The sequence below is a fragment of the Pseudomonas sp. genome (assembly GCF_030684895.1).
Lineage (GTDB): Bacteria > Pseudomonadota > Gammaproteobacteria > Pseudomonadales > Pseudomonadaceae > Aquipseudomonas.
Genome location: NZ_JAUXXP010000017.1, coordinates 150,383 through 162,805, shown reverse-complemented (window position 1 = coordinate 162,805; position 12,423 = coordinate 150,383). Strand labels below are relative to the sequence as shown.

Annotated in this window: 10 protein-coding genes and 1 pseudogene; 6 read left to right on the top strand and 5 right to left on the bottom strand. The window is 62.8% G+C overall.

Annotated features, from left to right (window positions below; all coding sequences use genetic code 11):
• Position 1: 1 nt before the first annotated feature.
• The 5 genes and pseudogenes from Q8M42_RS03995 (at position 2) to Q8M42_RS20875 (ending at position 4,464) form a co-directional block, all read left to right on the top strand.
• The gene (locus Q8M42_RS03995; protein ID WP_304870392.1) at positions 2 to 436 is read left to right on the top strand and encodes a DUF6691 family protein; all 435 of its coding nucleotides are present in this window, start codon (positions 2 to 4) and stop codon (positions 434 to 436) included.
• Complete coding sequence (locus Q8M42_RS03990; protein WP_370870311.1) at positions 433 to 1,329, top strand: MBL fold metallo-hydrolase; 897 nt, start codon at positions 433 to 435, stop codon at positions 1,327 to 1,329. Before Q8M42_RS03995 ends, Q8M42_RS03990 begins: the two co-directional genes overlap by 4 nt.
• Positions 1,319 to 3,040, top strand: a complete 1,722-nt coding sequence (locus Q8M42_RS03985; RefSeq protein ID WP_304870388.1) for a SulP family inorganic anion transporter — start codon at positions 1,319 to 1,321, stop codon at positions 3,038 to 3,040. Before Q8M42_RS03990 ends, Q8M42_RS03985 begins: the two co-directional genes overlap by 11 nt.
• 11 nt (positions 3,041 to 3,051) lie before the next feature.
• Positions 3,052 to 3,924 (top strand): annotated as a pseudogene (locus tag Q8M42_RS20880) (PAS domain-containing protein); the annotation flags it as partial.
• Positions 3,919 to 4,464, top strand: coding sequence for a methyl-accepting chemotaxis protein (locus tag Q8M42_RS20875; RefSeq protein ID WP_370692755.1), 546 nt, complete (start codon positions 3,919 to 3,921; stop codon positions 4,462 to 4,464). The pseudogene Q8M42_RS20880 and the gene Q8M42_RS20875, both read left to right, overlap by 6 nt.
• A gap of 39 nt (positions 4,465 to 4,503) precedes the next feature.
• Here the strand turns inward: Q8M42_RS20875 and aguA are convergent, their stop codons facing one another.
• The 5 genes from aguA to Q8M42_RS03955 form a co-directional block, all read right to left on the bottom strand.
• The gene (gene aguA, locus Q8M42_RS03975) at positions 4,504 to 5,610 is read right to left on the bottom strand and encodes an agmatine deiminase (RefSeq protein WP_304870384.1); all 1,107 of its coding nucleotides are present in this window, start codon (positions 5,608 to 5,610) and stop codon (positions 4,504 to 4,506) included.
• A 74-nt stretch (positions 5,611 to 5,684) separates the two neighbouring features.
• Positions 5,685 to 6,566: an N-carbamoylputrescine amidase gene (gene aguB / locus Q8M42_RS03970; protein WP_304870382.1), complete on the bottom strand. Its 882-nt coding sequence runs from the start codon at positions 6,564 to 6,566 to the stop codon at positions 5,685 to 5,687.
• A 302-nt stretch (positions 6,567 to 6,868) separates the two neighbouring features.
• Positions 6,869 to 7,078: a ribosome modulation factor gene (gene rmf / locus Q8M42_RS03965; RefSeq protein ID WP_304870380.1), complete on the bottom strand. Its 210-nt coding sequence runs from the start codon at positions 7,076 to 7,078 to the stop codon at positions 6,869 to 6,871.
• A 157-nt stretch (positions 7,079 to 7,235) separates the two neighbouring features.
• Positions 7,236 to 8,816 carry a glutamate--cysteine ligase gene (gshA, locus tag Q8M42_RS03960; protein ID WP_304870378.1) on the bottom strand — a complete coding sequence of 527 codons (1,581 nt, stop codon included), beginning with the start codon at positions 8,814 to 8,816 and terminating at the stop codon, positions 7,236 to 7,238.
• A 232-nt stretch (positions 8,817 to 9,048) separates the two neighbouring features.
• Positions 9,049 to 11,376, bottom strand: a complete 2,328-nt coding sequence (locus tag Q8M42_RS03955) for a Tex family protein (RefSeq protein ID WP_304870376.1) — start codon at positions 11,374 to 11,376, stop codon at positions 9,049 to 9,051.
• A gap of 225 nt (positions 11,377 to 11,601) precedes the next feature.
• Here Q8M42_RS03955 and ompR point away from each other — a divergent pair, with 225 nt between their 5' ends.
• Complete coding sequence (gene ompR / locus Q8M42_RS03950; protein ID WP_304870374.1) at positions 11,602 to 12,336, top strand: two-component system response regulator OmpR; 735 nt, start codon at positions 11,602 to 11,604, stop codon at positions 12,334 to 12,336.
• Positions 12,337 to 12,423: the final 87 nt, after the last annotated feature.

Genomic DNA, 12,423 nt, shown 5'->3' with positions numbered 1-12,423 from the left:
CATGCGCAAACTGATGGCGTTTCTTGCCGGGCTGATTTTTGGCATCGGCCTGCTTAGCGCAGGCATGGCCAACCCGGCCAAGGTGCTGGCGTTTCTCGACCTGGCAGGCGCCTGGGACCCATCGCTGGCTCTGGTGATGGTGGCGGCGATTGGCGTGGCGTTTCTGCCGTTCAGTTGGGCGCGCGCGCAGCGCAGCAGTCTGCTCGGTGCACCGATGCAGTTGCCGGGTAAGCGTGAGCTGGATCGCCGGTTGATCGGCGGCAGCCTGTTGTTCGGTATCGGCTGGGGGATTGCCGGTATTTGTCCGGGGCCAGCCGTGGCGATTCTGCTTACCGGGCGCTGGCAAGTGCTGCTGTTTGTGGCGGCGATGCTCGTCGGCATGCTGCTATTTGCTCTGCTGGAGCGTCGTACTGCTACGCTGGGGCGGACTTTATGAGCCTTGCATCAACAACTTCTGGTGGGCCTTTGCCCGCGAATATCCAGGCTTTTTTCGACCCCGCCACCTCGACCTACAGCTATGTAGTCAGTGATCCGGCCACCGCGCAGTGCGCCATTATCGATTCGGTGCTGGATTACGACGCGGCTGCCGGGCGCACCGCGACGGCCAGCGCCGACCGGCTGATCGCCTACGTGCGCGAGCAGGGCCTGCGCGTGCAGTGGCTGCTGGAAACCCACGTGCATGCCGATCACCTGTCTGCCGCGCCCTATCTCAAGGCTGCTCTGGGTGGCCAGTTGGCCATTGGCGAGCAGATCCGTGTGGTGCAGAACACCTTCGGCAAGCTGTTCAATGCCGGCGGCGAGTTCGCTGTCGATGGCCGTCAGTTTGATCTGCTGTTTAAGGACGATCAGGTGTTTCAGATCGGTTCGCTAAACGCCCGCGCCTTGCACACGCCAGGGCATACCCCGGCCTGCATGACCTACCTGATCGGCGCTGCGGCGTTTGTTGGCGACACCCTGTTTATGCCGGATTACGGCACCGCGCGCTGCGACTTTCCCGGTGGCGATGCGCGCGCCCTGTATCGCTCGATTGCCCGGCTGTTTGCCCTGCCAGGCAGCACCCAGCTATTCATGTGCCACGATTACCTGGCGCCCGGGCGCGCGCAGCACCGCTACCAGACCACGGTGGCCGAGCAGCGCGCGCATAACGTGCATGTGCACCAGGGCATCGATGAAGAGGCCTTTGTCGCCATGCGTCAGGCCCGCGATGCCAGCCTGGGCATGCCCGCGCTGATGCTGCCTGCGGTACAGGTGAATATGCGTGGCGGCCATCTGCCTCCGGCTGAAGATAATGGCGTGCGTTACCTCAAGGTGCCGTTGAATGTTCTCTAAGTGGCCATTGCTGAATACCTTGCGCGGTTATGACCGCGACCAGGCCGGTCGCGATCTGCTGGCTGCCTGCCTGGTCTGCCTGTTGCTGGTGCCACAAGCGCTGGCCTATGCGCAGCTGGCCGGTTTGCCGGCAGTGGCGGGGTTGTACGCGAGCATTCTGCCGTTGGTTGTGTATGCCTTGATCGGCGCCAGCCCAGGGGTGGCGCTGTCGTTCGGGCCGGTGGCGGTGCTGTCGTTGATGACCGCTGCGGCCTTGGCCCCAGTGGCTGCCGCCGGTAGCGCGGCTTATCTGGTGGCGGCCACCACCCTGACCCTACTGGTCGGCGTGTTGCTGTTGCTGATGGGTCTGCTGCGCATGGGCTTTGTAGCCAACTTCCTCAGTCATCCGGTGATTTCCGGTTTTGTCAGCGGTTCGGCGCTGTTGATTGCGGTCAGCCAGTTCAAGTACTTGCTGGGCATTTCGGTCGATGGCCTGACGCTGTTGCAGGTGCTGCCCGGGCTGTATGCGCAGTTGCCGGCGCTGCACCTGCCGACGCTGCTGCTGGGTTTGGGCAGCCTGGCGTTGCTGGTGCTGCTGCGTAATCTCGGTCTGTTCGGCTTGCCTGAAACCCTGGCGCTGCGCATCAGGCAGCTGAGTGCATTGTTGTTAATGCTGCTGGCGATGGCCCTTGGCGCGCTGCTGCAACTGGAGGCCTCTGGCGTGCGCGTGGTCGGCACGGTGGCGGCGGGTCTACCGCCGCTGGCGCTGCCGAGCCTGGAGTTGGGCTTGCTGCGCGAGTTACTGCCGGCGGCCGTGTTGATTGCCTTGGTGGGCTTTGTCGAGTCGGTGTCCATCGCCCAGAGCCTGGCGATGCGCAAACGTCAGTCGGTCAATCCGGATCTGGAATTGCTTGGCCAGGGCGCGGCGAACGTGGCCGCTGCCTGCAGTGGTGGCATGCCGGTGGCGGCGAGCTTCTCGCGTTCGGCGCTGGCGTTGCAAAGTAACGTGGCCACGCCGTTGGTCGGCGTGTTTGCCGCCGGCCTGATGCTGGCGGCGGTGTTGGGCCTGGCGCCGTTGCTGCAGCACCTGCCGCAGACGGTGTTGGCGGCGAGCATTATCGTCGCGGTGCTGGGGCTGATTGACCTGCCCAGCATCCGCCGCACCTGGCGTTATTCGCGGCAGGAAGGCGCCGCACAACTGGCCACGCTGCTGGGGGTGCTGTTGCACGGCGTCGAGGCGGGCATTGTGCTTGGCGTCGGCTTGTCGCTGCTGCTGTTTCTCTGGCGCACCAGCCGCCCGCATATGGCGGTGGTCGGCCAGGTGCCGGGCAGCGAGCATTTCCGCAATGTTGAGCGCTACAAGGTGGTGGAAAGCCCCAGCGTGCTGTCGCTGCGCGTCGATGAAAGCCTGTACTTCCCCAATGCGCGCTACCTGGAAGAGCGTATCGCTGCACTGATCGCCACGCGCTCTGGCGTGCGTCATCTGGTGCTGATGTGCTCCGGGGTCAACCTGATTGATGCCAGTGCCCTGGATACCCTGGAGGCGATCAGCGAACGCCTGTACAGCGCCGGCGTACAGTTGCACCTGGCAGAGGTGAAGGGGCCAGTGATGGATCGCTTGCGCCGCTCGGACTTTTTTGAGCGCTTTACTGGGCAGGTATTTGTCAGCCAATACCAGGCCCTGCGCACCCTGGATGCGGAAAGTACAGCGCGAGCCATGCGCCCGCAGTGAAACTGGGCTAAATGTTAACCACAGTGTGTCGATACGCTGGTTGGATCAGGGATGAATCACCGTGCCGCGTGCCCTGCGCAAATCTTGCCCATCTTGAGGCGCTTCGCATGTTCGGATCACAGCTTCGCAGTGAGTTGCAGCAATGCCAGTTGCAACTGGCAACCAGTCAGCAGGTTATCGGGGCCATCCGGCAAACCTTCGCCATGATCGAGTTCACCGCCCAGGGCGAGATTCTCGATGCCAACCCGCCGTTTCTCGCCACCATGGGCTACCGCCTGGAAGAACTTCGCGGCCAGCAGCACCGACTGTTCTGCACTAAAGAGCAGGTGGCGAGCCCGGCTTATGCGCAGTTCTGGCGGCGTTTGGCCGATGGCGAGAGCTTCAGTGACCGCTATATGCGCATTGCCAAGGGCGGCCGTGAGATCTGGCTGGAGGCCAGCTACCTGCCGGTGCGCGATGCCCAGGGCAAGGTTATCAAGGTGATCAAGCTGGCCGCCGACATCACTGCGCGCATGCATACCGAGCATCAGCACGAGAGCTATCTGAAGGCGATCAACCGCTCCACCGCGGTGATCGAATTCAATCTGGCTGGCGAGGTGCAGGATGCCAATGAGAATTTCCTCAGCACCATGGGTTATCGGCTGGAGGAGGTGCGCGGCGTGCATCACCGCCAGTTTTGCACCCATGATGAGGCTGCAAGTGATGGTTATCGGCGGTTCTGGCAGCGCCTGAACCAGGGCGAGTTTATTGCCGACCGCTTCAAGCGCGTGGCCAAAAGCGGCCGTGTGGTGTGGTTGCGCGCCACCTATAACCCGCTGTATGACGCCAGCGGCCGTTTGTATGGGGTGGTCAAGTTTGCCAGTGATATTACCAATCAGGTGGAGCGTCGCGAGGCCGAGTCTGCTGCCGCCCAACTGGCCTTTGATATCGCTCGAGAGACGGATGCCAGTGCGGTCAAGGGCGCGCAAACAGTAGAAGAAACCGTACAGGTGGTGCGCGGTATTGCCGATGAACTGGTAAAGGTTGCCAGCAATATCGAGGCTTTGAGTGCGCAGTCAGAGCGCATCAGCAGCATCGTCCAGGTAATCCGCGGGATTGCCGAGCAAACCAACCTGCTGGCCCTTAACGCGGCCATCGAAGCGGCGCGTGCCGGCGAGCAAGGGCGCGGCTTTGCCGTGGTGGCCGATGAGGTGCGCAACCTCGCCGCGCGTACCAGCCAGGCCACGGTGGAAATCAATGAAGTGGTGCGCCTCAACCATGATCTGGCCTTGCAGGCCGTTGGTGGCATGGATGGCAGTAAGCAGAGGGCGGAGCAGGGCGTGCTGCTGGCGAGCAAAGCCGGTGAGGTGATGCTGGAAATTCGTGATGAAGCGCAGCGCGTAGTGGATGCGATAGGGCAGTTCACCCAGGCCATGCAGGACTAAGAACGCCTGACCAGTCTCTAACTGGCCAGGCGTTAGTCATCAGCGCTGTTGCGGCGCGGGCTGCTGCTGGGTGATGCAGTGGATATTGCCACCGCCCAGCAGTATTTCCCGACCCGGCACCATGACCACACGGTGCTCGGGGAACAGGCGACGCAGAATCGCCTCGGCTTCGGCATCCTTGGGGTCGTCGAACTTGGGCGCGATGATGCCGCCGTTGACGATCAGAAAGTTGACGTAGGAACCTGCCAGGCGGATCGACGGATCACGCTCCTGGGTGCCGGCCGCCAGATCGACCCCGGCGCATTCTTCATCTGTCGCATACAGCGGGCCGGGAATTGGCATCTTGTGCACGATCAGTTGACGGCCCTTGGCATCACGGGCGCTTTCCAGCACGCGCATGGCCGCCTGACAGCGCGGGTAGTTGGGGTCGGTGGCGTCGTCGGTCCAGGCCAGCAGCACTTCACCGGGGCGCACGTAGCAGCAGAAGTTGTCGACGTGGCCGTCGGTTTCGTCATTGAACAGGCCGTCCGGCAGCCAGATCACGCGGTCGATGGCCAGGTGCTCGGCCAGGTACTGCTCGATCTGCTCGCGGTTCAGGTGCGGGTTGCGGTTGGGGTTGAGCAGGCATTCTTCGGTGGTGATCAGGGTGCCTTCGCCGTCGACATGGATCGAGCCGCCTTCGAGGATCAGCTCATCGGTGCGGTAACGCGCGCAGCCTTCGATCTGCAGAATCTTGCGGGCTACCTGATTGTCACGTACCCAGTTGGCATAAAGGCCGCCATTCAGGCCGCCCCAGGCGTTGAACGCCCAGTCCACGCCGCGCACTTCGCCGCTGTTGTTGGTGACGAAGGTCGGCCCGGTGTCGCGCACCCAGGCGTCGTCGGTGGTGATTTCCACCACGCGGATATTGGCGTGGGCCAGGCGCTCGCAGGCGTTCTCGTACTGGCCGGCAGACACGCACACGGTCACTGGTTCGAACTCGGCAATCGCCCTGGCCACGGCGGTGAACGCAGCTTGCGCAGGCTTACCGCCCAAGCGCCAGTTGTCCGGGCGCTCGGGCCAGACCATCCAGGTTTGGCTATGGCTTTCCCATTCGGCGGGCATGCGGAAGCCGTCGGCGCGTGGGGTAGTCGTCAGGGTTGTCATAAATTCACCAAAACATTGAGCGGGGACGGATGGGTATCAACGCTGCGCGTCGCAACCCATCCTACGAGGCGTTTTTACTCGGAGGCCAGGTGGCCGTCGAGGGTTTTTAGCGGGCCGTAGAGGTTCGGACGGCGGTCACGGAAGCTGCCCCAGGCGCTGCGGATATGCTCCAGCTGATCCAGATCGAAGCTGTGCATCAGCACCGCCTCGTCGGTTTCGTTGGCTTCCTGCACCTTGGCGCCGAACTGGTCGGCGATAAACGACGAGCCATAGAAATTGATGTGGTAATCGCCCTGGTCTTCACGGCCGATGCGGTTGCTGGCGATCAGCGGCATCAGGTTGGCGCCGGCGTGGCCCTGCTGCACGCGCTGCCAATGGTCGCGCGAGCTGATGCTTGGGTCATGCGGCTCGCTGCCGATGGCGGTCGGGTAGAACAGAATTTCGGCACCGAGCAGCGCCATGCTGCGCGCGCACTCGGGGAACCACTGGTCCCAGCAGATGCCCACTCCGATCTTGGCGTAGCGGGTATTCCACACCTTGAAGCCGGTATCGCCAGGGTTGAAGTAGTACTTCTCGTGGTAGCCCGGGCCGTCCGGGATATGGCTTTTCCGATAAATCCCGAGGTTGCTGCCGTCGGCGTCGATGATTGCGATGCTGTTGAAACGCGCGCGGCCGGCCAGTTCGTAGAAGCTGATCGGCAGGACCACTTGCAGCTCCTTGGCGATTTTCTGGAAGTGCAGGATTGCCGGGTTGCTCTCGGTCGGGGTGGCCAGTTGCAGATAGTCCGGGTTGGGCTTCTGGCAGAAGTACGGCGCCTCGAACAGCTCTTGCAGCAGGATAATCTGCGCGCCCTTGCCGGCGGCCTGACGCACCAAGCGCTCGGCGTTGGCGAGATTCGCGGCGGTGTCCCAGGAACAGGTCATCTGGGTGGCGGCGACGGTAACGATACGGAGCATGGTTTGGCACCTCAAGAGCAGTTGGGGCGGTCATCTGACACTAGCAGAGGCCGGCGACTGTGCCATGCCTCGCGGGTGAGTCATGGCAGTGGATGGCCTATTTATATCCGATAAAAATCGGCTTTAAAAGCAAAATATAAGACAGATAACGAGTTTTTATCGATTTATATCGAATAAAAATCGAATTAAGTCACTGCGACAAAGCGAGCGTCGATCAAAGGCCAGGCGATACGCAGCCGCGCAGGCTGACGTGCTGCGGGCGTGGGCGGTGTGTGCAGGTGAGGAGTGGGTAAAGCGAGGGATCAAGCGCTGTAGCGTTTGTGCAGCTCGAATTGCTCGTGGCCGTCGTCCCAGCCGGCTTCCCAGGCGGCGATCAGCACATCGGCGGCGAGCCCGCGCGGGGTGTTGGTTTGCCCGGTCATGCCTGCCATGTAGCCCTGTTGGTAAGCCTTGTTGAGGCTTTCCAGGCTCCAGTGCTGGTCATCTTCCGTGTTGAGGTCGGCGCAGGCCATGGTGGCAGCTCGCAGTGGATTTACCTGTGCAATGCTAGCCGCATCGCCTGGGCAGGGCTGCGCCGCTGATCCCGCTTTTGCCACCGCTGGCAGTTTATGTGATGCAGTTGGCGAAATGCCGGCCTGCTTCAGGCCGGCGTGCTCCGCGAACCGCGGCTTAGACCGCGAGGGCCAGAATGCTGGCCTGATAGGCGGCGGCAAAGCTGTCGAAGTCGCCATCCTCGTGCACTTCCAGCTCGGCCTGTTGCTGCAGCGATTGAGCGGTGCTGGCTTCGAAGGCTGCTTGCTGTTCAGTGCTCAGTGGCTGGCTGCGGAAGTATTCGGCGTGCAGTTTGCTCTGACGCAGGGCGAATTCGGTAAAGCTCAAACCCTGTTGCAGCTCTGCGAGTACTTGCGCGGACGGCGTCAGGCTCGGATCGGCGACCTTGGCTTGTTGTGCCTGCAAGGCTTGCTTGTGGGCATTGCTGCCCAGATTCTGGTCGAGCAGTTCGGCCAGTGGCAGGATCTGCTCAAGCAGCTCGCTGGCCCAGGATTGCAGCACCACTGGTTGGCCGTTGCGCTGCAAGTGCAGGCCTGGCCGGCGACCTTCCTTGACCACGGCCAGGAAGTTGTCGGTGCAGGCATGGCATTCACCGCTTTCCAGCAGCGGGCTGTCGGCCAGCGCGCAGAACAACAGGAAGGCATCGAGGAAGCGCGATTCGCTCAGATCAATACCCAACGGCAGGAAGGGGTTGATGTCCAGGCAGCGCACTTCAACGTACTGCACGCCACGGGCCATCAGCGCCTGGATCGGCCGCTCACCGCTGTAGGTCACGCGCTTGGGGCGGATATTGGAGTAGTACTCGTTTTCGATCTGCAGGATGTTGGTATTGAGCTGCAGCCACTCACCGTCCTTCTTCGCGCCGATTTCCACGTAGGGCGGATAGGGCGTGCCGACCGCCTGGCGCAAGCTGTCGGTGTAGCTGGTCAGATCGTTGTAGCAAGGCGTCAGGCCGGATTGCGCGGTGCTCTGGTAGCCCAGATCGCTCATGCGCAAGCTGGTGGCGTAGGGTAGATAGAGGGTTTCTGCGTCCAGTTCCTGCAGTTGATGCGGACGACCGCGCATAAAGCCCTTGTGCAACGCCGGTGAGGCGCCGAACAGGTACATCAGCAGCCAGCTGTAGCGGCGGAAGTTACGGATCAGGGCGATATAACGTGCCGACTGATAGTCCCGCGCGCTGCGCGTATCGCCTTCGGCTTGCTGCTGCAGTTGCCACAGCGTTTCTGGTAGCGAGAAGTTGTAATGGATGCCAGCGATGCACTGCATGGTTTTGCCATAACGCAGGGCCAGGCCCTTGCGGTAGACGTACTTGAGTTCGCCGATATGTGAGCTGCCGTAGCGGGCGATCGGGATCGTTTCTTCGTCCGGCAGGGCACAGGGCATCGACGGGCTCCACAGGTATTCGCCATCCAGCTTGCTGTAGGCGAAACGGTGGACCTGCTCCAGATCGGCCAGGGTGGCCGCCGGGTCGGGTAAGGCTGGGGTGATAAATTCCAGCAGCGACTCGGAGTAGTCGGTGGTGATCTGCGCGTGGGTCAGCGCCGAGCCGAGGGCGGCCGGGTGCGGGGTCAGCGCCAGCTGGCCGTCGCCATCGACGCGCAGGCATTCGCGCTCGATACCGTGCAGGCACTGGGAAAGCAGGGAGAGGTTGGCGCGCTCGCCAAGCTGGGCCAGGCGGCGGGGTAACAGGTCGCTCAAGATTGCATTCCTTCACGCATCGGTCGCCTCAATATGGGGACGACAAGCGTGCTCTACAAGGGGGCGAGAAAACCGCGTTCAGCGGCCGATAGCGCTTTATAACCCGAGGCGGGTGAAGAAGGTTATAGCTGGGCGCTGTGCTTTTGCGTCAGGGCGACGCGCAAGGGCGGGCGCGCGGCCCAGCGGGAAACACGGACATACGGCGTATGTCCGTGTACCAGCGGGTGTTGACTTATTTCTTCAACTGCTTGGCATTGGCAAACAGCGCCGCCATGCCGCCGTTGGTCGGTGCTGGTTTTTCCTGGCTGGAATGGCGTTCGCTGCGCGGCGCATTGCCGGCGGGCTTGCCGCCACGGGATTGCCCGCCACGCGTTCCTTCGATTTTCTCACCTGGGGTGTCGCCCATGCGCATCGACAGGGCGATGCGGTTACGCGGAATGTCGACTTCCATGACCTTGACCTTGACCACGTCGCCGGCCTTGACCGCCTCGTGCGGGTCTTTGATGAACTTCTCCGACAGCGCCGAGATATGCACCAAACCGTCCTGGTGCACGCCGATATCGACGAAGGCGCCGAAGTTGGTCACGTTGGTCACCACGCCTTCGAGCATCATCCCCAGCTTGAGGTCGTTTAGGGTTTCCACGCCGTCCTGGAACTCGGCAGTCTTGAACTCCGGGCGCGGGTCGCGGCCGGGTTTTTCCAGCTCGCTGAGGATGTCGCCGATGGTCACCAGGCCGAATTTGTCGTCGGTGAACTGTTTCGGGTCGAGGCGTTTGAGGAAGCCCGAGTCGCCGATCAGCGAGCGGATATCGCGGCCAGTGTCGGCAGCGATGCGCTGCACCAGCGGGTAGGTTTCCGGGTGCACGGCGGAGGCGTCCAGCGGGTTGCTGCCGTTCATTACACGCAGGAAGCCAGCGGCCTGTTCATAGGTCTTGTCGCCCAGGCGCGGCACCTTGAGCAGGTCGGCGCGGCTGTTGAACGCGCCGTTGGCGTCGCGGAAGGCGACGATGTTCTGCGCCAGGGTGGTGTTCAGCCCGGAGATGCGCGCCAGCAGCGCGGCGGAAGCGGTGTTCACATCGACGCCGACGGCGTTTACGCAGTCCTCGACCACCGCATCCAGCGAGCGCGCCAGCTTGAGCTGCGACACGTCGTGCTGGTACTGGCCGACACCAATGGATTTCGGGTCGATTTTCACCAGTTCGGCCAGCGGGTCCTGCAGGCGACGGGCGATGGACACGGCGCCACGCAGCGACACGTCCATGTCCGGGAATTCCTTGGCGGCCAGTTCCGAGGCGGAATACACCGAGGCACCGGCTTCACTGACCATGACTTTGGTCAGATTCAGGCCCGGCAGCTTCTTGATCAGGTCAGCGGCCAGCTTGTCAGTCTCACGGCTGGCGGTGCCGTTGCCGATGGAGATCAGGTCGACTGCGTGCTTGGCGCACAGCTTGGCGAGGATCGCCAGGGTGCCGTCCCAGTCGTTGCGCGGCGCATGCGGGTAAACGGTGGAGGTTTCCAGCACCTTGCCGGTGGCATCGACCACCGCGACTTTGCAGCCGGTACGTAGGCCCGGGTCCAGCGCCAGGGTGGCGCGCGGGCCGGCCGGGGCGGCCAGCAGCAGGTCGTGCAGGTTGCGGGCGAACACGTTAATCGCCTCGTCCTCGGCGGCTTCGCGCAGTTCGCCGAACAGGTCGGTTTCCAGGTGGGTGTAAAGCTTGACCTTCCAGGTCCAGCGCACCACTTCGCCCAGCCATTTATCGGCGGCGCGGCCACGGGCGCTGATGCCGAAACGCTCGCCGATCATGCCTTCGCACGGGTGCATGGCCCCTGGGGTTTCGTCGCCGACTTTCAGGCTGGCGCTGAGGATGCCCTCGTTACGCCCACGGAAAATCGCCAATGCGCGGTGCGACGGTGCGCCCTTGAGCTTTTCGTCGTGCTCGAAGTAATCGCGGAACTTGGCGCCTTCGCTCTCTTTACCGGCGACTACGCGGGCGCTGAGGATGGCGTTGTCCTTGAGGTAGCTGCGCAGGCTGGCCAGCAGGTTGGCGTCTTCGGCGAAGCGCTCCATGAGGATGTACTTGGCGCCTTCGAGCACGGCCTTGATGTCGGCAAAGCCTTTTTCCACATCGATAAAACGCTCGGCTTCGCTCTCGGGATTCAGGGTTGGATCATTGAACAGCGCGTCGGCCAGCTCGCCGAGGCCGGCTTCCAGGGCGATTTGGCCCTTGGTGCGGCGCTTCTGTTTGAACGGCAGGTACAGGTCTTCCAGGCGGGTCTTGGTTTCGGCCAGGTTGATCTCGCGGGTCAGCTCAGGGGTCAGTTTGCCCTGTTCCTCAATACTGGCGAGGATGCTGGCGCGGCGCTCGTCGAGTTCGCGCAGGTAGCGCAGGCGCTCTTCCAGGTTGCGCAGCTGGGTGTCATCCAGGCTGCCGGTGACCTCTTTGCGGTAGCGCGCGATAAACGGCACGGTGGAGCCTTCATCGAGCAGCGCCACGGCGGCGGCGACCTGTTGCGGGCGTACGCCCAGTTCTTCGGCGATGCGGTTGTTGATGCTGAGCATAGAAAAAGCTACCCACACTGAAACGAAAAACCAGCCACGCAGACCACGGGCCAGACACGAAAGCCGCGCATTATAAACACTGCCTGGCAGTGCGCCGGGAACCAGTCGGGGAAAAATCTGCTAACAATGGGCTGCACGTCGGCTGCGACTCCTGAGCCATAATGCCGGTCATTGCACACTGCCAGCGCGTCCGCGCCCGGCGGATGCCCGGACAAGGAGCCCTGAATGAGCAGCACTGCACTTCCCGCTGAAGGCGAAAAAATCCTTATCGTCGATGACGATGCCCGTCTGCGTCGCCTGCTTGAGCGCTTCTTCGAGGAGCAGGGCTACCGCGTGCGCGCGGTGGAAAACGTCGAGCAGATGGACCGCCTGCTGGCCCGCGAGCTGTTCAACCTGGTGGTCCTCGACCTGATGCTGCCGGGCGAGGACGGCCTGTCCGCCTGCCGTCGCCTGCGTGAGGCGAACAATCAGGTGCCGATCATCATGCTCACCGCCAAGGGCGACGAGGCCAGTCGTATTCAGGGCCTGGAGCTGGGCGCCGACGACTACCTGGCCAAGCCATTCAACCCGCGCGAGCTGTTGGCGCGGATCAAGGCTGTGCTGCGTCGCCAGGCCCCGGTAGTACCGGGCGCGCCGGGCAGCGAAGATGAAAGCGTGAGTTTCGGCGAGTACGAACTGTCCCTGGCCACCCGCGAGCTGAAGAAGGGTGACGAGGTGCATATGCTCACCACCGGCGAATTCGCCGTGCTCAAGGCCCTGGTGCAGCACGCCCGCGAGCCACTGACCCGCGACAAGCTGATGAACTTGGCCCGTGGCCGCGAGTGGGACGCCCTGGAGCGCTCCATCGACGTGCAGATTTCCCGCTTGCGCCGGCTGATTGAGCCGGACCCGTCCAAGCCGCGTTATATCCAGACGGTCTGGGGCGTGGGTTATGTGTTTGTGCCAGACGGCAATAAGTGACCCCGGCGCAATGATCCATCGTAGGAGCGGGCCATGCCCGCGATCCGCAATCCATTCGCGGGCATGGCCCGCTCCTACAAAACCCTG